This is a genomic window from Streptomyces sp. AC1-42W (assembly GCF_003248355.1).
Lineage (GTDB): Bacteria > Actinomycetota > Actinomycetes > Streptomycetales > Streptomycetaceae > Streptomyces.
On the sequence record NZ_QKWY01000001.1, the window covers coordinates 1,250,032 to 1,271,332 of the forward strand.

At 71.8% G+C, this 21,301-nt stretch carries 18 protein-coding genes; 15 read left to right on the forward strand and 3 right to left on the reverse strand.

What is annotated here, in order from left to right; genetic code table 11:
• Nucleotides 1-461 precede the first annotated feature (461 nt).
• From DNK56_RS05675 to DNK56_RS05695, 5 genes are all read left to right on the forward strand, one after another.
• A complete protein-coding gene (locus DNK56_RS05675) occupies nucleotides 462-863 on the forward strand; it encodes a hypothetical protein (RefSeq protein WP_111331002.1) in 402 nt (133 codons plus the stop codon).
• A 72-nt stretch (nucleotides 864-935) separates the two neighbouring features.
• Nucleotides 936-3,065 (forward strand): glycosyltransferase, encoded by a 2,130-nt coding sequence (locus DNK56_RS05680; protein ID WP_446750451.1) that lies wholly within the window; start codon nucleotides 936-938, stop codon nucleotides 3,063-3,065.
• Complete coding sequence (locus tag DNK56_RS05685) at nucleotides 3,062-4,348, forward strand: acyltransferase family protein (protein ID WP_111331008.1); 1,287 nt, start codon at nucleotides 3,062-3,064, stop codon at nucleotides 4,346-4,348. The genes DNK56_RS05680 and DNK56_RS05685 overlap by 4 nt, the downstream gene beginning before the upstream one ends.
• A 133-nt stretch (nucleotides 4,349-4,481) precedes the next feature.
• Complete coding sequence (locus DNK56_RS05690) at nucleotides 4,482-5,813, forward strand: nitrate/nitrite transporter (RefSeq protein ID WP_111331011.1); 1,332 nt, start codon at nucleotides 4,482-4,484, stop codon at nucleotides 5,811-5,813.
• A gap of 127 nt (nucleotides 5,814-5,940) precedes the next feature.
• Nucleotides 5,941-7,092: a uroporphyrinogen-III synthase gene (locus DNK56_RS05695; RefSeq protein ID WP_111335501.1), complete on the forward strand. Its 1,152-nt coding sequence runs from the start codon at nucleotides 5,941-5,943 to the stop codon at nucleotides 7,090-7,092.
• Here DNK56_RS05695 and DNK56_RS05700 read toward each other — a convergent pair.
• Nucleotides 7,032-7,283 (reverse strand): hypothetical protein, encoded by a 252-nt coding sequence (locus DNK56_RS05700; protein ID WP_111331014.1) that lies wholly within the window; start codon nucleotides 7,281-7,283, stop codon nucleotides 7,032-7,034. The genes DNK56_RS05695 and DNK56_RS05700 overlap by 61 nt on opposite strands.
• Between DNK56_RS05700 and DNK56_RS05705 the strand changes: the two genes are divergently transcribed.
• Nucleotides 7,282-7,854: a GNAT family N-acetyltransferase gene (locus tag DNK56_RS05705; RefSeq protein WP_111335503.1), complete on the forward strand. Its 573-nt coding sequence runs from the start codon at nucleotides 7,282-7,284 to the stop codon at nucleotides 7,852-7,854. The genes DNK56_RS05700 and DNK56_RS05705 overlap by 2 nt on opposite strands.
• Before the next feature lie 4 nt (nucleotides 7,855-7,858).
• Here the strand turns inward: DNK56_RS05705 and DNK56_RS05710 are convergent, their stop codons facing one another.
• A complete protein-coding gene (locus tag DNK56_RS05710; RefSeq protein ID WP_111331017.1) occupies nucleotides 7,859-8,398 on the reverse strand; it encodes a GNAT family N-acetyltransferase in 540 nt (179 codons plus the stop codon).
• Nucleotides 8,399-8,558: 160 nt separating this feature from the next.
• On the opposite strand from DNK56_RS05710, the gene DNK56_RS05715 reads away from it, so the two are divergent.
• The 3 genes from DNK56_RS05715 to DNK56_RS05730 all read left to right on the forward strand — a co-directional run bounded on the left by DNK56_RS05715 (nucleotide 8,559) and on the right by DNK56_RS05730 (nucleotide 13,571).
• Nucleotides 8,559-10,934 carry a HelD family protein gene (locus tag DNK56_RS05715; RefSeq protein ID WP_111331019.1) on the forward strand — a complete coding sequence of 792 codons (2,376 nt, stop codon included), beginning with the start codon at nucleotides 8,559-8,561 and terminating at the stop codon, nucleotides 10,932-10,934.
• Between the two features lie 568 nt (nucleotides 10,935-11,502).
• Nucleotides 11,503-12,936, forward strand: coding sequence for an NAD-dependent malic enzyme (locus DNK56_RS05725; protein ID WP_111331021.1), 1,434 nt, complete (start codon nucleotides 11,503-11,505; stop codon nucleotides 12,934-12,936).
• A 353-nt stretch (nucleotides 12,937-13,289) separates the two neighbouring features.
• Nucleotides 13,290-13,571, forward strand: a complete 282-nt coding sequence (locus DNK56_RS05730; protein WP_003968811.1) for an HU family DNA-binding protein — start codon at nucleotides 13,290-13,292, stop codon at nucleotides 13,569-13,571.
• 100 nt (nucleotides 13,572-13,671) lie between these two features.
• Here the strand turns inward: DNK56_RS05730 and murA are convergent, their stop codons facing one another.
• Complete coding sequence (murA, locus tag DNK56_RS05735) at nucleotides 13,672-15,012, reverse strand: UDP-N-acetylglucosamine 1-carboxyvinyltransferase (protein ID WP_111331024.1); 1,341 nt, start codon at nucleotides 15,010-15,012, stop codon at nucleotides 13,672-13,674.
• A gap of 276 nt (nucleotides 15,013-15,288) precedes the next feature.
• Between murA and DNK56_RS05740 the strand changes: the two genes are divergently transcribed.
• From DNK56_RS05740 to DNK56_RS05765, 6 genes are all read left to right on the forward strand, one after another.
• Complete coding sequence (locus DNK56_RS05740) at nucleotides 15,289-15,849, forward strand: YqgE/AlgH family protein (protein WP_111331026.1); 561 nt, start codon at nucleotides 15,289-15,291, stop codon at nucleotides 15,847-15,849.
• Nucleotides 15,850-15,878: 29 nt separating this feature from the next.
• Nucleotides 15,879-16,166: a DUF3039 domain-containing protein gene (locus tag DNK56_RS05745; protein WP_026171211.1), complete on the forward strand. Its 288-nt coding sequence runs from the start codon at nucleotides 15,879-15,881 to the stop codon at nucleotides 16,164-16,166.
• 236 nt (nucleotides 16,167-16,402) lie between these two features.
• The gene (locus DNK56_RS05750; RefSeq protein ID WP_111331029.1) at nucleotides 16,403-17,707 is read left to right on the forward strand and encodes an extracellular solute-binding protein; all 1,305 of its coding nucleotides are present in this window, start codon (nucleotides 16,403-16,405) and stop codon (nucleotides 17,705-17,707) included.
• A 2-nt stretch (nucleotides 17,708-17,709) separates the two neighbouring features.
• Nucleotides 17,710-18,678, forward strand: a complete 969-nt coding sequence (locus DNK56_RS05755; protein ID WP_111331031.1) for a carbohydrate ABC transporter permease — start codon at nucleotides 17,710-17,712, stop codon at nucleotides 18,676-18,678.
• Nucleotides 18,675-19,523 carry a carbohydrate ABC transporter permease gene (locus tag DNK56_RS05760; protein ID WP_111331034.1) on the forward strand — a complete coding sequence of 283 codons (849 nt, stop codon included), beginning with the start codon at nucleotides 18,675-18,677 and terminating at the stop codon, nucleotides 19,521-19,523. The genes DNK56_RS05755 and DNK56_RS05760 overlap by 4 nt, the downstream gene beginning before the upstream one ends.
• A 4-nt stretch (nucleotides 19,524-19,527) precedes the next feature.
• Nucleotides 19,528-21,162: a beta-N-acetylhexosaminidase gene (locus DNK56_RS05765; protein ID WP_111331036.1), complete on the forward strand. Its 1,635-nt coding sequence runs from the start codon at nucleotides 19,528-19,530 to the stop codon at nucleotides 21,160-21,162.
• Nucleotides 21,163-21,301 lie beyond the last annotated feature (139 nt).

Consider the following 21,301-nt stretch of genomic DNA (forward strand, 5'->3'; position numbering starts at 1 on the left):
GGCAGGTGGCGGAGCTCCCGGTCCGGCTCAACCGGGCGCGCCGGGAACCGCGCGAGGAACTGGGGCTCGATCTGCGCTGGGGGCGCCGCTGGTCGTGGACTGGGTGCCGCCCCACAGGCCGTGGGACGACCAGCTTTTGTTCGTCTTCGACGGCGGAGTTCTGGATGAGGCCGTGGCCGGTGCCCTGCGCCCGCACGACGACGAATAAGATCGCACGTGCGGTCGAATTTCGGACGCTGCTCCGGCGTGGGGCAGCGGGCGCAGCACGGTTCGAAAACAGATGTATCTCTCATCATGAACAACGGCTCCCGGCGGGTTCGAAGCGTCCCGGCGTGCGCTACATTCATGGACCGGGTGCACTGTGGTAGGGGGCGCGTGGACAGGGTGGGGGCCCGTCCGGCGCGACGTACGACCGGTCAGTTGCACGCACCCGTTCCTGAGTGGGGGAAGTGCGTACAACAGTGGAAACTTGGCGTGAAGGTGCCCGTGCGGGGCACACACACGAGCCGAACGAAGTCACCATCCAGCTGGACGGAATCGGACGGCAGCTCTCCGAGCTGCTGCCGGAACCCACCGCTCCGGAAGGCTCCGACGGCCCCGTCTTCGTGGACGAGAGCGGCCGGCGCGGCAAGACGCTGAGACGTTTCGGCTGGGTCCTGGCCGCGGTCTGCGTCTGTTACGCGGTGACCCTCGTCGTGGCCGTGCTCGGCGGCAACTCCAGCGCCCCCTTCCTCCCGCTCTCCGGGCAGGAGCAGCAGCAGGAGACGACGACCCCCGCCGGTGACGACGGCCCCGCGCCGGTGTCCCCGGACCCCGGCGGCGATCCCACAGACCCCGCGCAAGGACAAGAAGGCGTCGAGTAGATGACCAATCCTGCCCCACGGGGCAGGCGCAACACCCACAGGAAGAAGCAGACCCGCCGGCGCAGACTTCCCATGCGCTACATGCTGCCGCTGCTGTTCCTCGTTGCCCTGCTCGCCATGCTGATGCTGCGTGGCTATGTGCACAGCGAAATCCTCGCCGACCACCGCGTCCGCCCGCCGGTCGCGACCGACCGGGTGCCCGAGCAGGTCCTGGAGGGCGGGCCGGTCATCGACGCCCGCAGCACCACCGAGGCCGCGAAGAGCCTGCGCATCCCGAACCACCGGATCGTGCTGACCTTCGACGACGGGCCGGACCCGGAGTGGACGCCCAAGGTGCTGGACGAGCTGAAGAAGTACGACGCGCACGGCGTCTTCTTCGTCACCGGCACCATGGCCTCGCGCTATCCGGACCTGGTGCGGCGCATGGTCGACGAGGGGCACGAAGTCGGGCTGCACACCTTCAACCACCCCGACCTGTCGTACCAGTCACCCGGCCGCATCGACTGGGAGCTGTCCCAGAACCAGCTGGTGCTCGCCGGAGCGGCCGGCATCCGCACCTCGCTGTTCCGGCCGCCCTACTCCTCCTTCGCCGACGCCATGGACAACGCGTCCTGGCCGGTCACCCAGTACATCGGCAGCCGCGGCTACCTCACCGTCGTCAACAACACCGACAGCGAGGACTGGAAGCGGCCCGGCGTCGACGCGATCATCGAGCGGGCCACGCCCAAGCACGGCAAGGGCGCCATCATCCTCATGCACGACTCCGGGGGCGACCGGTCGCAGACCGTCACCGCCCTGGGGAAGTTCCTGCCGCAGATGCAGGAGCGGGGCTACGAGTTCACCAACCTCACCGACGCGCTCGGCGCCCCCAGCGCGCACACCCGGGTGACCGGTTTCGATCTGTGGAAGGGCAAGGCGTTCGTCTACGCCGTGGGCGTCTCGGAGCACCTCACCGATGTGATGGTCGCCGGGCTCGCCGTCATCGGCGTGCTGGTCTTCGCCCGCTTCGGGCTGATGCTGGTGCTCTCCTTCGTCCACGCCCGCCGGGTCCGCAGACGCGGCTTCGAGTGGGGCGAGCCCGTCACCCGTACGGTGACCGTCCTGGTGCCCGCGTACAACGAGAAAAAGTGCATCGCGAACACGGTGCGCTCGCTGCTGGCAAGCGACTATCCGGTCGAAGTCATCGTGATCGACGACGGCTCCACGGACGGCACCGCGGACATCGTCCAGCGGATGCGGCTGCCCAACGTCCGGGTGGTGCGCCAGCGCAACGCGGGCAAGCCCGCCGCCCTGAACAACGGCATCGCGCACGCCCGCAACGACATCATCGTGATGATGGACGGCGACACGGTCTTCGAGCCGTCCACCGTCCGCGAGCTGGTCCAGCCCTTCGGCGACCCCCGCGTCGGGGCCGTCGCCGGCAACGCCAAGGTCGGCAACCGCGACTCGCTCATCGGTGCCTGGCAGCACATCGAGTACGTGATGGGCTTCAACCTCGACCGCCGCATGTACGACGTGCTGCGCTGCATGCCCACCATCCCCGGCGCGGTCGGGGCGTTCCGGCGCGAGGCGCTGGAGCGGGTCGGCGGCATCAGCGAGGACACCCTCGCCGAGGACACCGACGTCACGATGGCCCTGCACCGGGACGGCTGGCGCGTCGTCTACGCGGAGAACGCCCGCGCCTGGACCGAGGCGCCGGAGACCGTCCAGCAGCTCTGGTCCCAGCGCTACCGCTGGTCGTACGGCACGATGCAGGCCATCTGGAAGCACCGCCGCGCGGTCATCGAGCGCGGGCCCTCGGGCCGGTTCGGGCGCGTCGGGCTGCCGTTCGTCTCGCTGTTCATGGTCGTCGCCCCGCTGCTCGCCCCGCTCATCGACGTCTTCCTGCTGTACGGGCTCGTCTTCGGGCCCACCGAGAAGACCGTCGTCGCCTGGCTCGGCGTCCTCGCGGTCCAGGCCGTGTGCGCCGCGTACGCCTTCCGGCTCGACCGGGAACGCATGACGCATCTGCTCTCGCTGCCCCTCCAGCAGGTCCTGTACCGGCAGCTCATGTACGTCGTCCTGCTCCAGTCCTGGATCACCGCGCTCACCGGCGGCCGGCTGCGCTGGCAGAAGCTGCGCCGCACCGGGGTCGTCGTCGAGGCGCCCGGCGCGACACAGGCCCAGCGCGGACCCGCCCACGACCGGAGGCCCGTCGCATGACGCACACACAGCGGCCGTACGGAGAGCCGCACGGGAACGAGCGGACGATGGCGCTGCGCGCGGTACGCCCCGCCCCCGCCCCCGAGCCCGCCATGGTCACCGAGCCCGCCGCCGTCACCGCGCCCGCCCCCGCCGAACCCGCCCCGGCCCCCGCGCCCGCCGGGTCCGGCCGGGACCGCTATCTCGACCTGCTGCGCGCCGTCGCCCTGGTCCGGGTGGTGATCTTCCACCTCTTCGGCTGGGCCTGGCTGACCGTGATCTTCCCGTCCATGGGCGTCATGTTCGCGCTGGCCGGATCGCTGATGGCGCGCTCGCTGGCCCGGCCCGCGTGGAGCGTCATCCGCTCCCGCGTCCGCAGGCTGCTGCCGCCGATGTGGGCGTTCGCCGCCGTCGTCGTGCCCATGGTCTTCCTGCTCGGCTGGAAACCGGTGCGCGAGGAGGGCATCTGGTGGTTCCTCAAGCTGGGCTGCTACCTCCTCCCGATCGGCACCCCGCCCTTCCCCTGGGAGAACGGCTCCGAGGGCGGCTGGCTGGAGACCTCCTGGGCCGAGCAGGCCATAGGGCCGCTCTGGTACATCCGCGCCTATCTGTGGTTCGTCCTGGCCTCCCCGCTGCTGCTCAAGGCGTTCCGGAAGGTGCCCTGGGTGACCCTGCTCGCCCCGATCGGCCTCACCGCCGTCATCGGCACCGGGCTCGTCACCGTGCCCGGTTCGGCCGGGGAGGGCCTGGTCGACTTCGCGGTGTTCGGCTCCTGCTGGATTCTCGGCTTCGCGCACCACGACGGGCTGCTGAAGACCGTTCCGCGCTACCTCGCGGTCTCGCTGGCCGCGATGCTCATGGCCTTCGCCCTGTGGTGGGGCGCGCACCACCTCACCGAGGAGGGCTGGAACCTCGACGAGATCCCGCTCGCCCAGGCCACCTGGTCGCTCGGCTTCTGCATGATTCTGCTCCAGTACGCGCCCTCCTGGCGGACGCTGCCGCCCCGGCTGGCGGGCTGGGACACCCTGATCACCCTCGCCAACAACCGGGCGGTGACCATCTACCTCTGGCACAACATGCTGCTGATGGCCACCTTCCCGATCATCGACCTGCTCTGGGACGTGCCCTGGGTCGGCGACCACCTCGGCACCTACATCGAGCGGGCCGACAACGCCCTGGCGCTGATCGTCGTCTGGCCGCTGATCGGGCTGATGATCCTCGCCGTCGGCTGGGTCGAGGACCTGGCCGCCAAGCGGCGCCCCAGGCTCTGGCCCAACGGCACCACCCGCGCCGCCCGGACCTGACCGCCCCGCTCACCGGGCCGCCCCCGGCCCGGTGAGCGCCAGGTTGCTTCGAGGTCACCTTGAGCGGCACGGCACCGAAACGTGCGCTGCTCAGGGTCCGGACAACACCCCCGAGCATCCCTGGAGGCGCGCCATGGCAGGCCGTTGGATCGAGCACTGGGACCCGGAGGACGAGACCTTCTGGCGCGAGACCGGTGAGCGCACGGCCCACCGCAACCTCTGGTTCTCCGTCCTGTCCGAGCACATCGGCTTCTCCGTGTGGACCCTGTGGTCGGTGATGGTGCTGTTCATGGGACCCGAGTACGGGATCGACCCGGCCGGGAAGTTCTTCCTCATCTCCACCGCCACCCTCGTCGGCGCCCTGGCCCGGGTCCCGTACACCTTCGCCGTGGCCCGGTTCGGCGGCCGGAACTGGACGGTGTTCAGCACGCTCACCCTGCTGGTGCCGGTGGGCGCCGCCCTCCTCGTGATGGAGCCCGGCACCTCGTACGGGACCTTCCTCGCCGTCTCCGCGCTGACCGGCGTCGGCGGCGGGAACTTCGCCTCCTCGATGACCAACATCAACGCCTTCTTCCCGCTCCGCAGGAAGGGCTGGGCGCTCGGGCTCAACGCGGGCGGCGGCAACATCGGCGTCCCCGTGGTGCAGCTGGCCGGGCTCCTGGTCATCGGGACGGCCGGCGCCGCGCACCCCAGGATCGTGCTCGCCGCGTACCTGCCGCTGATCCTGCTGGCCGCCGGATGCGCCGCGCGCCACATGGACAACCTGGCGCCCGTACGCAACGACACCGGCGCCGCCGAGGAGGCCGCGCGCGACCCGCACACCTGGATCATGGCCGTCCTCTACACCGGCACCTTCGGCTCCTTCATCGGCTACAGCTTCGCCTTCGGACTCGTCCTCCAGACCCAGTTCGGCCGCACCCCGCTCCAGGCCGCCTCGCTCACCTTCATCGGCCCGCTGCTCGGCTCCCTGATCCGCCCCCTCGGCGGATGGCTCGCCGACCGGTACGGCGGGGCCCGCATCACCCTCGCCGACTTCGCCGCCATGGCCGCCGCGACCGGCGTCGTCGTATACGCCTCCCGGACCGGCTCGCTCCCCCTGTTCCTCACCGGCTTCACCGCCCTGTTCGCCCTGTCCGGGCTCGGCAACGGCTCGACGTACAAGATGATTCCGGGGATCTTCCACGCACGGGCCGTCGCCCGCGGGCTGCGCGGCGAGGCGGCGGCGGCCCACGGGCGGCGGCTGTCCGGCGCGGCCATGGGGCTGATCGGCGCGGTGGGCGCGCTCGGCGGACTCGCCGTCAACCTGGCGTTCCGGCAGTCCTTCGGCACCTCGGGCACGGGCACCGCCGCCTTCTGGTCCTTCCTCGCCTTCTACGCGGTGTGCTCCGCCCTCACCTGGGCGGTATACCTTCGTCGTGCCGCGCCCGTACCGGCGAAGCCGCAACTCGGCTACGCCGAGGTGTGAGCATGCACGGGCCGCCCCGCGACGTAACGAGCGGGAAATACGGCTGAACCGGGCCTGTCACGCGGCGTTGGCAGGCTCGGTCCTCCGCAGCAACGAGCACCAGCGGGACGAGAGCCGGGTGGACCCCATGCACGACGACGCACAGCACGAGCCCCTCGCGGGCTTCACGGTCGGTGTCACCGCCGCACGCCGGGCGGAGGAGCTGGGCACACTGCTGCGGCGCCGGGGCGCCACCGTGGTGCACGCCCCCGCCCTGCGGATCGTGCCGCTCGCCGACGACGGCGAACTGCTCGCCGCCACCGAGCGGCTGATCGCCGAGACGCCCGACGTGGTCGTCGCCACCACCGCGATCGGCTTCCGGGGCTGGATCGAGGCGGCCGACGGCTGGGGCATCGGCGACCGGCTCCTGGCCACCCTGGGCACGGCCGAACTCCTGGCCCGCGGGCCCAAGGTGAAGGGCGCCGTCCGCGCCGCCGGACTCACCGAGACGTGGTCCCCGGCCTCCGAATCCATGGCCGAGGTCCAGGAACGGCTGCTGGACCGGGGCGTACGCGGCCGGCGCGTCGCGCTCCAGCTGCACGGCGAACCCCTCCCCGGCTTCGTCGAGTCGCTGACGGAGGCCGGCGCCGAGGTGATCGGCGTGCCCGTCTACCGCTGGATGCCGCCGGAGGACCTCGCGCCCCTCGACCGGCTCATCGACCTGACCGCCGCCCGCGCCCTGGACGCGCTCACCTTCACCAGCGCCCCCGCCGCGGTCTCGCTGCTCGGCCGCGCCCGGGATCGCGGGCTGCTGGAGGACGTCGTCACGGCACTGCGCGGCGACGTGGTGCCCGCCTGCGTCGGACCGGTCACCGCCGTGCCGCTGCGCGCCCGGGGCATCGACACCGTGCAGCCGGAGCGCTTCCGGCTCGGCCCGCTCGTCCAGCTCCTCTGCCGCGAACTGCCCGCCCGCGCCCGGACGCTGCCCGTCTCCGGACACCGCGTCGAGATCCGGGGCCACGCCGTCCTGGTCGACGACGAACTGCGGACGGTGCCGCCGGCCGGGATGGCCCTGCTGCACACGTTGGCCCGGCGGCCCGGCTGGGTGGTCTCGCGCGCCGACCTGCTGGGCGCCCTGCCCGGCAGCGGCACCGACGAGCACGCGGTCGAGACGGCCATGGCCCGGCTGCGCACCGCGCTCGGCGCGCCCCGGCTCATCCAGACCGTCGTCAAGCGCGGCTACCGGCTGGCGCTCGACCCGGAACCGGACACCGGCGACACCGCAGGCACCGGCGCCTGACCGGCCGGGCGCGCGCCGCCCGTCCCCGTGCGCCGGCGCGCACCGGCGTACGGAACGGCCGGCAGGAGCCCCAGCGCGGCGGTGCACAGGACCGCGCGCACCGCGTTCCACCCGTTCCAGGCGTCCTCGAACCGGTCCCGCACCGCCGCCGGATCGGCGAGGCGCGCCGGGCCGGATAGCGTGCCGGACATGACCGACGCAATCCGTCCGCTCGGCGCGGGGGTACGGCTGCGCCCCGCCGCGGCCGCCGACGCCGCCTCCTTCGCCGAGGCGCTGACCCGCAGCCGTGCGTACATGAAGCCCTGGGAGCCCGTGCGGCCCGAGTCCTACTACACCGAGGAGGGCCAGCGCGAACGGCTGGCCGCGCTGCTCGCGGACCGGGAGGCGGGGCGGGTGATGCCCTGGGTGCTGGGCGACGCCGACGACCGGGTGGTGGGCGCCGTCAACCTCAACGGGATCGTGCTGGGCGCGTTCCGCAGCGCCATTCTGGGCTACTGGGTGGACGTGACGTACGCGGGCCGGGGCCTGGCCACGGCGGCGGTGCGCACGGCCTGCGAGCTGGCCCGGGACGAGCTGCGGCTGCACCGGGTCGAGGCGGGCACGGTGCTCGACAACGCCGCGTCCCAGCGGGTGCTCGCCAAGTGCGGGTTCGAGGAGTTCGGCCTGGCGCCGCGCTATCTGCACATCGACGGCGCGTGGCGCGACCACCGCCTCTTCCAGCGCATCCTGCACGACGGCCCGGTGACCGGCGCCGAGGACTGAGCCGTCACGCGGTGCGGGTGTGCCGGTGGCCCTCGCGCGGCCACAGCACGGACGGGGGCAGCGCCTCGGCCAGGGCGTAGCCGGTCTTCTCCGCGACCCGGCACGAGGCCGCGTTGTCCACCCGGTGCAGGAGTTCCAGGCGTACGAGGCCGGCCCCGGCGAACCTTCCGAACGCCCAGCCGGTCAGCGCCTCCAGGGCGCGCGGCGCGATGCCCCGGCCCCGCGCGGACGCCACGGTCCAGTAGCCCACCTCGCCCACGGGCGCGCCCGGCTCCGCGAAGAAGAGGGCCACATTGCCCACCGGGGCGTCCCCGAGCGTCCGGTCCAGCACCGCGAAGCTGTGCCGCAGCCCGGCCGCCCGGCCCTCCTCCTGGGCCCGCAGCCAGATTCCGGCCGCCTCCTCGTCCGCCACCGGTGCCCGCGAACCGGCCTGCACGGCGGGATCGCGGTACGCGTCGAGCAGCGCCTCCAGATCGTCCGGGCACCAGGGCCGGAGCACCAGGGAACCGGCCGGCGGAGGGCCGTCGCACACATGGGCGTTCATCCGCTCATCGTACGAAGAGGGCCGACGCGGACCGGGCCCGCGCGCCACCGTCACGCAATCGATACCCCGGCACGCGCCGAAGCGGGTGGGTGCGGGTGCGTCCCGGCCCCCCGTCGCATAGGGTTGACGGCTGCCCAGTGCACGTCAGAAGGGGGCCTCGGTGGCCGCGCAGGATGCCGCTGTCGATTCGTTGCGGGACCGGGAAATCGGTGTCGAGCAGGAACATCTCGACCGGGTGTACGAGCGTCTCGAGGAGAAGATCCACGAGGCGGAATTCCTCATGGAGGACGCCGCGAAACGCGGCCAGGTCGGAACACCGGGGGCGCTCGCGGAGCGCGACGCCCAGGTCTTCCGCGCCGGAATCCACCTCAACCGGCTGAACAGCGAGTTCGAGGACTTCCTCTTCGGGAGGATCGACCTGCTGCTCGGCAAGGACGGCGAACGCGGCCCGGACGGCGCCTACACCTCCGTCGAGCCCGCCGACGACGTCGTGCGCGAGGACGGCACCGCCGACATCGCCGAGACGCTGCACATCGGCCGCATCGGAGTCCTCGACGCCGACTACGCCCCGCTCGTCATCGACTGGCGGGCCCCGGCGGCCGCCCCGTTCTACCGCTCCACGCCCAAGGAACCGGGCCGGGTGGTCCGCCGCCGCGTCATCCGCTCCAAGGGCCGCCGGGTCCTCGGCGTCGAGGACGACCTGATGCGCCCCGAGCTGACCGCGTACCTGGGCGGCGAGAAGCTGCCGGTCATCGGCGACGGCGCCCTGATGGCCGCGCTCGGACAGGCCCGCAGCCACACCATGCGCGACATCGTCTCCTCCATCCAGGCCGAACAGGACCTGGTCATCCGGGCGCCCGCCGCCTCCGTCACCGAGGTCTCCGGCGGCCCCGGCACCGGCAAGACCGCGGTCGCCCTGCACCGGGCCGCCTACCTCCTCTACCAGGACCGGCGGCGCTACGCGGGCGGCATCCTCGTCGTCTCGCCGACGCCGCTCCTGGTGGCGTACACCGAGGGCGTGCTGCCCTCGCTCGGCGAGGAGGGCCAGGTCGCCATCCGCGCGGTCGGCTCGCTCTCCGACGACGCGGCGGGCCCCGAGGGCGCCACCGTGTACGACGAACCCGCCGTCGCCCGGATCAAGGGCTCCTCACGGATGCTCCCCGTGCTCCGCAAGGCCGCCCGGGGCGCCCTGGAGCAGCCCCGGCCCGCCGCGTCCGCCGGGGGACAGCTGGAGTTCGGCGAGGCCGAGGAGGCCCCGCGCCCCGCCGGCACGCCCACCCGGCTGCGCGTGGTGGCCTTCGGCGGCCGGATCGAGCTCCAGGAGGAGGAGCTGCGGCGCATCCGCAACAACGTCCTCAGCGGCACCGCCCCGGTCAACCTGCTGCGCCCGCGCGCCCGCAGGCTGCTGCTGGACGCGCTGTGGAACCGCTCCTCGGGCCGGGGCCGCTACACCGACCCGGAGCTGGTGGCGGAGCTGCGCACCTCGTTCGACGAGGACGTGTCCACGGAGACCCCGTTCATCGAGTTCCTGGACGCCTGGTGGCCCGAGCTGACCCCGCGCGGGGTGCTCGCCGCGATGGCCGACGAGAAGCGGCTCGCCCGGTGGGCGCGGCGCACGCTCAACCAGGGCGAGGTGCGCCGGCTCGCCCGCTCCCTCAAGCGGCTGGACGAGACGGGCCGGGGGCCGCTGTCCGTGCACGACGTGGCGCTCCTGGACGAGCTGCACACGCTCCTCGGCACCCCGAGCCGGCCCAGGCGCAAGCGCGAGGCGGACCCGCTGGACCAGCTCACCGGCCTGGAGGAGCTGATGCCCCGGCGCGAGGAGACCCAGTGGGAGCGGGCCGAACGGCTGGCCGCCGAGCGCACCGAGTACGCCCACGTCATCGTGGACGAGGCGCAGGACCTCACGCCCATGCAGTGGCGGATGGTCGGCCGGCGCGGCCGGCACGCCACCTGGACGGTCGTCGGCGACCCGGCGCAGTCCTCCTGGTCCGACCCGGACGAGGCGGCGGCCGCCCGTGACGAGGCCCTGGGCAGCCGTCCGCGCCGTACCTTCACGCTGACCGTCAACTACCGCAACCCGGCCGAGATCGCGGAGCTGGCCGCGAAGGTGCTGGCCCTGGCGATGCCCGGCATGGAGGCCCCGGCGGCGGTCCGCTCCACGGGCCTGGTGCCGCGCTTCGAGACCGTCCGGGACGGCGACCTGGCCGCCGCGGTGCGCGCGGAGGCGCGGCGGCTGCTGGCCGAGGTGGACGGCACGGTCGGCGTGGTCGTGGCGATGAACCGGCGCGCGCAGGCCCGCGAGTGGCTGGCGGAGCTGGGCGAGCGGGTGGTGGCGCTGGGCAGCCTGGAGGCGAAGGGGCTGGAGTACGACGCGACGGTGGTGGTCTCGCCGGCCGAGATCGCGGACGAGTCGCCGGCCGGGCTGCGGGTGCTGTACGTGGCGCTGACCCGGGCGACGCAGCGGCTCACAGTGGTCTCGCAGGAGCGGGACCTGCCGGACGCGGACGGGGTGCCGGACCTGCTCAGGGACTGAGGCGCGGGGGCCGCGGCCGGGGCTCCCGGAGTCAACCCGCGTTCCGGGAGTCGCTTTTCCGGGTGGTTTGTTAGCCTGGATATCGGCACCGGCCCGATCCAAGCCCCCGGGCCCAACCTTAGTCGCTTCGAGCGACCACTTGCCGCGAGGCGAGCATGGCGGGTCGGTGTCGTCAACTGAAGCAGAGGCCCGCGTCACCTTCCGGTGGCGCGGGCCTCTGGCCTTTCCCGGACCGGCGCGGGGGTTCCGCAGCCCGCACTCATTCTCGTATGGTGGAAAAGTGTTTCCGCGCTGCGACAGTCATTAACGAATACTCGTCGGTAGGTGCGAATATCGGAAGGCGTGTCCGATCCGAGAGGTGACGGGCCGCATAGCAATGAAGCTAGGGCCGACCGTCATGCGGGGGGTGGGTGAAGGAGCGGGGCTGGGTGCGTGCGGCTGCAAGGCGGAGGATTGAGGCAACGCGGAGCGTTGTTGATTGACGACAACGCCGCAGACGTGCGTGCCCAGCCCCGCGACGCCGCCCCCCGCATGACGGTCGGCCCCAAGGAAAGCGAAGGACTCGGCCATGGCAACGGCGCCCAGCGTCTCGTACTCGATGACGGTCAGGCTGGAGGTGCCCGCGAGCGGCACCGCGGTCTCCCAGCTCACCACGGCCGTGGAGTCCTCCGGCGGTTCGGTCACCGGCCTCGACGTGACCGCATCCGGCCACGAGAAGCTGCGGATCGACGTCACGATCGCCGCCTCCTCCACCGCGCACGCCGACGAGATCGTCAAAGGGCTGCGCTCCATCGAGGGCGTCGTGCTCGGCAAGGTCTCCGACCGTACGTTCCTCATGCACCTCGGCGGCAAGATCGAGATGGCGTCCAAGCACCCCATCCGCAACCGTGACGACCTCTCGATGATCTACACCCCCGGTGTGGCCCGCGTGTGCATGGCGATCGCCGAGAACCCCGAGGACGCCCGCCGCCTCACCATCAAGCGCAACTCCGTCGCAGTCGTGACGGACGGCTCCGCCGTGCTGGGCCTCGGCAACATCGGCCCGAAGGCCGCGCTGCCGGTCATGGAGGGCAAGGCGGCCCTCTTCAAGCGCTTCGCCGGCATCGACGCCTGGCCGATCTGCCTGGACACCCAGGACACCGACGCCATCGTGGAGATCGTCAAGGCCATCGCGCCCGGCTTCGCGGGGATCAATCTGGAGGACATCTCCGCGCCGCGCTGCTTCGAGATCGAGGCCCGGCTGCGCGAGGCCCTGGACATCCCCGTCTTCCACGACGACCAGCACGGCACGGCCATCGTCGTGCTGGCCTCGCTGACCAACGCGCTGCGCGTGGTGGGCAAGGCGATCGGGGACGTACGGGTCGTCATGTCCGGGGCCGGCGCCGCCGGTACGGCCATCCTCAAGCTCCTCATCGCCGCCGGCGTCAAGCACGCCGTGGTCGCCGACATCCACGGCGTCGTGCACTCCGGCCGCGAGGACCTGCGCTCGGCCGACCCGGACTCGCCGCTGTGCTGGATCGCGGAGAACACCAACCCGGAGAACGTCACCGGCACCCTCAAGCAGGCCGTGGTCGGCGCCGACGTCTTCATCGGCGTCTCCGCCCCCAACGTGCTGGACGGGGACGACGTGGCGGCCATGGCGGAGGGCTCGATCGTGTTCGCGCTCGCGAATCCGGACCCCGAGGTGGACCCGGCCATCGCCCGCCGCACCGCCGCGGTCGTGGCCACCGGCCGCTCGGACTTCCCGAACCAGATCAACAACGTGCTGGTCTTCCCCGGCGTCTTCCGCGGTCTGCTCGACGCCCAGTCCCGGACCGTCAACACGGAGATGATGCTCGCCGCCGCCCGCGCCCTGGCCGATGTGGTCGCCGCGGACGAGATCAACGCGAACTACATCATTCCGTCGGTCTTCAACGACAAGGTCGCCGGCGCGGTCGCCGGAGCCGTCCGGGACGCCGCACGGGCCGCGGGGGCCGCTGTGACGGCGCCCACGTCCGTCTGACGTACGGCGCGTCGCGGGTCGCGGCGCCCCAAACGCCCCTTTAGGGTGGGCGGGCGACGCGACCTGCGGAGCCCCGCAGCGCTGCGGACCGCTTCGGGGAAGCCGACGGGACGTCACCACGACGAGGCAGTGGTGCTTTTCGCACGGCTTCCGGAGGGTGCCGGATTGGCTTTCCCGCCGCAGGTGGGGGCAGGATGCTTCCCCGAGGACTACGTCCAGGGGAGACCCCACAGGGCGCGAGGTCTACCCGGACCCTCTCAAGGACGGACCCGAGTACGGGGACTGTCCGAGGGTCCTGGCAGCATCGGCTTCGATCTCCGCCTCACAGGCAAGAAGAACACGGGAGTAACAACATGAACCGCAGTGAGCTGGTGGCCGCCCTGGCCGACCGCGCCGAGGTGACCCGCAAGGACGCCGACGCCGTGCTGGCCGCTCTCGCCGAGACCGTCGGCGAGATCGTCGCCAAGGGCGACGAGAAGGTCACCATCCCCGGTTTCCTGACCTTCGAGCGCACCCACCGTGCCGCTCGCACCGCTCGTAACCCGCAGACCGGCGACCCGATCAACATCCCGGCCGGCTACAGCGTGAAGGTCTCCGCGGGCTCGAAGCTCAAGGAAGCCGCCAAGGGCAAGTAAGACCCCCTGGGCAACGACGGAGGGCGGCACCCCGACCAGGGTGGCCGCCCTCCGGCGTGCGCGGGACCGCCCGGGCCCCCGAGGCCCCGGCGGTCCCGCCTCAGACCAGTGAGCCGCCCGGCAGCTCCACCTTGGCGCCCAGCTTCTCCAGCTTGTCCATGAAGTTCTCGTAGCCCCGGTTGATCAGGTCGATGCCGTGCACCCGCGAGGTGCCCTGGGCCGCGAGGGCGGCGATCAGGTACGAGAACCCGCCGCGCAGGTCCGGGATGACCAGATCCGCGCCCTGGAGCTTCGTGGGGCCCGACACGACCGCGGAGTGCAGGAAGTTGCGCTGGCCGAAGCGGCAGTCCGAGCCGCCCAGGCACTCGCGGTACAGCTGGATGTGCGCGCCCATCTGGTTGAGCGCGGAGGTGAAGCCGAGCCGGGACTCGTACACCGTCTCGTGGACGATGGAGAGGCCGGCGGCCTGCGTCAGCGCGACCACCAGGGGCTGCTGCCAGTCCGTCTGGAAGCCGGGGTGCACGTCGGTCTCCAGCGCGATGGCGTTCAGCGCGCCGCCCGGGTGCCAGAAGCGGATGCCCTCGTCGTCGATCTCGAAGGCGCCGCCGACCTTGCGGAAGGTGTTCAGGAACGTCATCATCGAGCGCTGCTGGGCGCCCCGGACGTAGATGTTGCCCTCGGTGGCCAGCGCGGCGGACGCCCAGGAGGCGGCCTCCAGGCGGTCCGGCAGGGCCCGGTGCGTATAGCCGTCGAGGCGGTCCACCCCGGTGATCCGGATGGTGCGGTCGGTGTCCATCGAGATGATCGCGCCCATTTTCTGCAGGACGCAGATCAGGTCCTCGATCTCCGGCTCCACGGCCGCGTTGGACAGCTCCGTGACGCCCTCGGCGAGCACCGCCGTCAGCAGCACCTGCTCGGTGGAGCCCACCGAGGGGTACGGCAGCCGGATCTTGGTGCCGCGCAGCCGCTGAGGGGCCTCCAGGTACTGCCCGTCCGCCCGCTTCTCGATCGTCGCGCCGAACCGGCGCAGCACGTCGAAGTGGAAGTCGATCGGCCGGCCGCCGATGTCGCAGCCGCCGAGGCCGGGGATGAAGGCGTGGCCCAGGCGGTGCAGCAGCGGCCCGCAGAACAGGATCGGGATGCGCGACGAACCGGCGTGGGCATCGATGTCGGCGACGTTGGCGCTCTCGACGTGCGTGGGGTCGAGGACCAGCTCGCCCGGCTCGTCGCCGGGGCGGACCGTCACGCCGTGCAGCTGGAGCAGCCCGCGCACCACCCGCACGTCGCGGATGTCGGGCACATTGCGCAGCCGGCTGGGCCCACTGCCCAGCAGCGCGGCGACCATCGCCTTGGGCACCAGGTTCTTGGCGCCTCGGACGCGGATCTCGCCCTCCAGCGGGGTTCCGCCGTGGACAAGCAGGACATCGTCTGTGCCGGTCATGAATCTCGCGTTCCGGAGTGGTCGGGCAGAGGGTCAAACGAAAGGGTAATGGCCCCGCACCCCCCTTCCGTAAGGGTGCGGACAGTGCGCGATCGCCATGAATCCGCCCCCGGTACGCTCCGCTGAACGGGGCTTGCGGAGGGTCACCGTCCGGATGTGTGATCCGGGCATGCGCTCCTCATGCATCCGTGCGCCCTGAGCTGCGCTCGGGCACCGAGCGCGACGGCCGGGTCACTTGGCCCACGCGGCGGCCGAAGATGCGGGATCATTTCTGCCATGACCGAGGTGTCCTCGCTCACAGGGCGGCTGCTCGTGGCCGCGCCCGCCCTGGCTGACCCGAACTTCGACCGTGCGGTCGTGCTCCTCCTCGACCACGACGAGGAGGGCTCCCTGGGCGTCGTCCTCAACCGGCCCACGCCGGTGGGCGTCGTGGACATCCTGGCGGGCTGGGCCGGGCTCACCGGCGAGCCCGAGGTCGTCTTCCAGGGCGGGCCCGTCTCGCTGGACTCCGCCCTCGGGGTCGCCGTGATCCCGGGCGGCGACGGGCCCCTGGGCTGGCGCCGGGTGTACGGGGCGATCGGCCTGGTGGACCTGGAGGCGCCGCCGGAGCTGCTGGCGGCCGCGGTGGGCTCGCTGCGGATCTTCGCGGGGTACGCGGGCTGGGGCCCCGGACAGCTGGAGCGCGAGCTGTCCGAGGGCGCGTGGTACGTGGTGGAGTCGGAGCCCGGGGACGTGTCGTCGCCGCGCCCGGAGGGGCTGTGGCGTGCGGTCCTGCGCCGGCAGCGCAGCGAATTGGCCATGATCGCCACGTATCCGGACGACCCTTCGCTGAACTGATGTCCCGTCTTTCAGTACGCTTGGCGGTTATGAGCACTCTTGAGCCCGAGCGCGGGGCAGGTACCGGAACCCTCGTGGAGCCGACGCCGCAGGTGTCGAACGGCGACGGCGACCACGAGCGCTACGCCCATTACGTCCAGAAGGACAAGATCATGGCGAGTGCCCTGGAGGGCACTCCCGTGGTGGCACTGTGCGGCAAGGTCTGGGTACCGGGGCGCGACCCCAAGAAGTACCCGGTCTGCCCGATGTGCAAGGAGATCTACGAGTCCATGGGCGCCGGCGGCGACAAGGGCAAGGGCGGCAAGGACAAGAAGTAGCGGCCGGTACGGCCCCCACCCGACGGCTCGCGGGGAGACCCCCGGAGCACGCGTTCGCGTGCTCCGGGGGTTTTTCGCGTGACGGGGCGGATACGCGTTGCGCGGGGTGCTCCGCCGGGTCACAGAGTGGTGCAGACCACTTGTCGTCGTTCTGGTCCCCACCTAGTGTCCTGCCTGTTGTGCAGAACGAAACGAGCGTTGCGTATGTTGCAACGCCTACCGGTAGGGGTTCCCGGATGAAGCTTTCTGCCCGAATCGCGGCTCCGGCCGCGGCCCTCGTCCTGGCCGGCCTCACGGCCACCGCCTGCGCGCCGCAGACCTCCGACACCGGCGCCAAGGGGGACGAGAAGACCGGCACACTGCGGGTCTGGCTGTTCCAGGAGGTCGGCAACAAGCCCAAGGAGAAGGTCGTCGACACCGCGGTCGCCGCTTTCGAGAAGGCCCACGACGACACGAAGGTCGAGATCGAGTACATCCCGGTCGAGACCCGCGCCGAGCGCGTCAAGGCCGCGTTCAACGACCCCGCGAGCGCCCCCGACCTCATCGAGTACGGCAACACCGACACCGCCGGCTACGTCAAGGACGGCGGACTCGCCGACATCACCACCGAATTCGGCGCCTGGGCCGACGCCAAGGACACCGACCCGGCCGCCAAGCAGTCCGTGACGGTCGGCGGCAAGGTCTACGGGGCCCCGCTCTTCGTCGGCGTGCGCGCGCTCTACTACCGCACCGACATCTTCGCGGACCTGGGCATCCAGCCGCCCAAGTCCCAGGCCGAACTCATCTCCACCGCCCGGAAGATCCACCAGAAGAAGCCGGACCTGTACGGGCTCGCCGTCGGCGGCGCCTACACCTACGGCGCCATGCCGTTCATCTGGGCCCACGGCGGCGAACTCGCCCAGCAGGACGGCTCCTCGTACAAGGCCGCCATCAACAGCGCCGAGGCCCGCAAGGGCATCGAGGCGTACACCTCGCTGTTCGGCGACACCAACTGCCCGCCCGCCAAGTGCGCCGCCATGGGCGGCAACGCCACCGTCACGGCCTTCGCCTCCGGCAAGGCCGCCATGGCCATCGGCGGCGACTTCAGCCACAGCGCCGTCGAGGCCGGCAGCGTCAAGGGCAAGTACGCCGTCGTACCGCTGCCCGGCGTCGCCGAGGGGTCCATCGCACCCGCCTTCGCCGGCGGCAACAACATCGGGATGCTGAAGAGCAGCAAGCACCGCACCCTCGCGGTCGACCTGATGAAGCGGCTGACCGGCAAGGCGTCCCAGGCCCGGATGTTCGACGCGATGGGCTTCCTGCCCACCTACACCGACGTACGCGACGCGGCCGCGAAGCGCGAGCCGTTCGTCGAGCCCTTCGTCAGGACACTCGGCGCCGGAGCCAAGTTCGTCCCCGCGTCGCCGGCCTGGGGCCGGATCGACTCCTCGCTGGTCCTGCCCACCATGTTCCAGGAGATCGTCAGCGGCCGTAAGGACGTGGCCGACGCGGCCGACGACGCCGCGAAGAAGATGGACGCCGCGTTCGCCGACGCGGGCTGACCATGACCGCGAACAGCACGGCGTACAAAGCGCCCCCCACACCCGCGCCGGGCCGCCGCGCACGCGGCCCGCGCGGCCGCTCCGCCTCCCCGGCCCGGCGGCCGGGCTGGACCCCCTGGCTCTACCTCCTGCCCGCGCTCGTCCTGCTCGGCGGGCTGCTCGTCTACCCGATCTACCAACTCGGCCTGATCTCCTTCCTGGAGTACACCCAGGCCCAGGTCAGCGGCGGCGAACCGGCCACCTTCCAGGGGCTCGGCAACTACCGCACCCTCTTCGGCGACAGCCAGTTCTGGCAGGTCCTCCTCGCCACCGTGGTCCTCGCCGCCGCCTGCGTCCTGTCCACCCTGCTCACCGGCTGCGCCCTCGCCGTCCTGCTGACCCGGATACGGGCCGTGCCCCGGCTCGCCCTCATGCTGGCCGCGCTCGGCGCCTGGGCCACCCCCGCCATCACCGGCTCCACCGTCTGGGTCTTCCTCTTCGACGCCGACTTCGGACCCGTCAACCGGGTGCTCGGGCTCGGCGACCACTCGTGGACGTACGGGCGCTACAGCGCCTTCGCCCTGGTGCTCCTCGAAGTCCTGTGGTGCTCGTTCCCGTTCGTGATGGTCACCGTGTACGCGGGCATCCGCGCCATCCCCACCGAGGTGCTGGAGGCCGCCGCGCTGGACGGCGCGTCCCAGTGGCGGATCTGGCGTTCCGTCATGGCCCCGATCCTGCGGCCGATCCTCACCGTCGTCACCATCCAGTCGGTCATCTGGGACTTCAAGGTGTTCACCCAGATCTACGTCATGACCAACGGCGGCGGCATCGCCGGGCAGAACCTGGTGCTCAACGTGTACGCCTACCAGAAGGCGTTCGCCTCCTCGCAGTACAGCCTCGGCTCGGCGATCGGCATCGTGATGCTGCTCATCCTGCTCGCCGTCACACTCGTCTACCTGCGCCTCGTGCGCCGCCAGGGGGAGGAACTGTGAACCGGCCCGCCCGCTTCCCGATCCGCAGGCCCGGCCGGCTCGCCGCCGAGGCCGCCGCGCTGCTCATCGCCGCCGCCGTCGCCTTCCCGCTGTACTGGATGGTGCTCTCCGCCCTCAAACCGGCGGGCGAGATCCAGTCCACGAACCCCAGGCCCTGGACCCTGGCGCCGTCCCTGGACTCCTTCCGGCGGGTCTTCCAGCAGCAGGAGTTCGGCCGCTACTTCCTCAACAGCCTGCTCGTCGCCGGCACGGTCGTCGTGCTGTCCGCGCTCGTCGCGTTCCTGGCGGCCACGGCGGTCACCCGGTTCCGGTTCCGCTTCCGCACCACGCTGCTGATCATGTTCCTGATCGCCCAGATGGTGCCGGTCGAGGCGCTGACGATCCCGCTGTTCTTCCTGATGCGCGACTTCGGCCAGCTCAACACCCTCGGCTCGCTGATCCTGCCGCACCTGGCGTTCTCGCTGCCGTTCGCCATCTGGATGCTGCGCGGCTTCGTACGGGCCGTGCCGGAGTCACTGGAGGAGGCCGCGTACCTCGACGGGGCGAGCCGCACCCGCTTTTTGTGGCAGATCCTCTTCCCGCTGGTCCTCCCCGGCCTCGTGGCGACCAGCGTCTTTTCGTTCATCTCCACCTGGAACGACTTCCTCTTCGCGAAGTCGTTCATCATCAGCGACACCTCCCAGTCGACGCTTCCGATGGCGCTGCTGGTCTTCTTCAAACCCGATGAGAACGACTGGGGCGGGATCATGGCAGCCTCGACGGTGATGACCGTGCCCGTGCTGGTCTTCTTCGTACTCGTACAGCGACGCCTGGTCTCCGGACTCGGCGGAGCGGTTAAGGACTGACGTCATGGACATGGAACTGATCCCGGCGCCCCTGCGCGCCGACGACCGGGGACGCGGTGGATTCGTCCTCGATCCGTCCACCACCATCGCGGCGGCCCCCGGCACCGCGGACACCGAACGCTGGCTGCGCGCCACCCTGGGCGCCGCCTTCGGCCTGCCCCTCGCCCCCGGCCCCGACGACGCCCCGCGCGCCATCGCACTGCGCCTGGACGACTCCCTGGACCCCGAGGGCTACCGGCTCACCACCCGGCCCGACGAGGGCGTCGACATCACCGGCGGCAGCCCCGCCGGGGTGTTCTGGGGCGCCCAGACCCTGCGCCAGCTGCTGGGCCCCGAGGCGTTCCGCCGGGCGCCCGTCGGCGACGCGGCGACGCGCGGCTTCGGCGCCACCGACATCGAGGACGCGCCCCGCTTCGGCTGGCGCGGACTGATGCTCGACGTGGCCCGCCACTTCATGCCCAAGGACGACGTCCTGCGCTACCTCGACCTGCTCGCCGCCCACAAGCTGAACGTCTTCCACTTCCACCTCAGCGACGACCAGGGCTGGCGCGTCGAGATCAAGCGCCACCCCCGCCTCACCGAGGTCGGCGCCTGGCGCCCGCGCACCAAGTTCGGCCACCGCGCGTCCGAGCTGTGGGACGACATGCCGCACGGCGGCTACTACACCCAGGACGACATCCGCGAGATCGTCGCCTACGCCGCCGCCCGGCACATCCGGGTCGTCCCCGAGATCGACATCCCCGGCCACTCCCAGGCCGCCATCAGCGCCTACCCGGAGCTGGGCAACACCGACGTCGTGGACACCTCCGCGCTCGGCGTCTGGGACGACTGGGGCGTCACCCCGAACGTCCTGGCCCCCACCGACCACGTCCTGCGGTTCTACGAGGGCGTCTTCGAGGAACTCCTCGAACTCTTCCCGGCCGAGATCTCGCCCTTCGTCCACATCGGCGGCGACGAGTGCCCCAAGGACCAGTGGAAGCAGTCGCCCACCGCGCAGGCCCGCATCAAGGAACTGGGCCTGGCCGACGAGGACGAACTCCAGTCCTGGTTCATCCGCCACTTCGACACCTGGCTCACCGCGCGCGGCCGCCGCCTCATCGGCTGGGACGAGATCCTGGAGGGCGGCCTCGCCCCCGGCGCCGCCGTCTCCTCCTGGCGCGGCTACGCGGGCGGCATCGCGGCCGCCGAGGCCGGACACGACGTCGTCATGTGCCCCGAGCAGCAGGTCTACCTGGACCACCGCCAGCACGGCGGCCCCGACGAGCCGATGCCCATCGGCTACATCCGCACCCTGGAGGACGTCTACCGCTTCGAGCCCGTGCCGCCCGCCCTGAGCGAGGAGGCGGCCCGGCACGTCCTCGGCACCCAGGCCAACGTCTGGTCCGAGGTCATGCAGAACCGGGCCCGCGTCGACTACCAGGTCTTCCCCCGCCTCGCCGCCTTCGCCGAGGTCGCCTGGTCCGCCCTGCCCGCGCCGGACGAACGGGACTTCGCCGGCTTCGAGCGGCGGATGACCGCCCATTACGCCCGGCTCGACGCGCTCGGCGTCGGCTACCGGCCGCCGTCCGGACCGCTGCCCTGGCAGAAGCGCCCCGGCATCCTCGGACGCCCGATCGAGGGAACACCCCCGAACGTGTGACCCGGGCACCGGCCCGTACCGCCGCCACCACGGTCCCCGCGACCGCGGTGGCGGCGGTGTTTCCGGGGCGTCCCCCGCAGGGGCGAAAGCCGTACGGGCCTACAGAACGCTGGTAAAGGGTCCTTGGGGCCGAACAGGC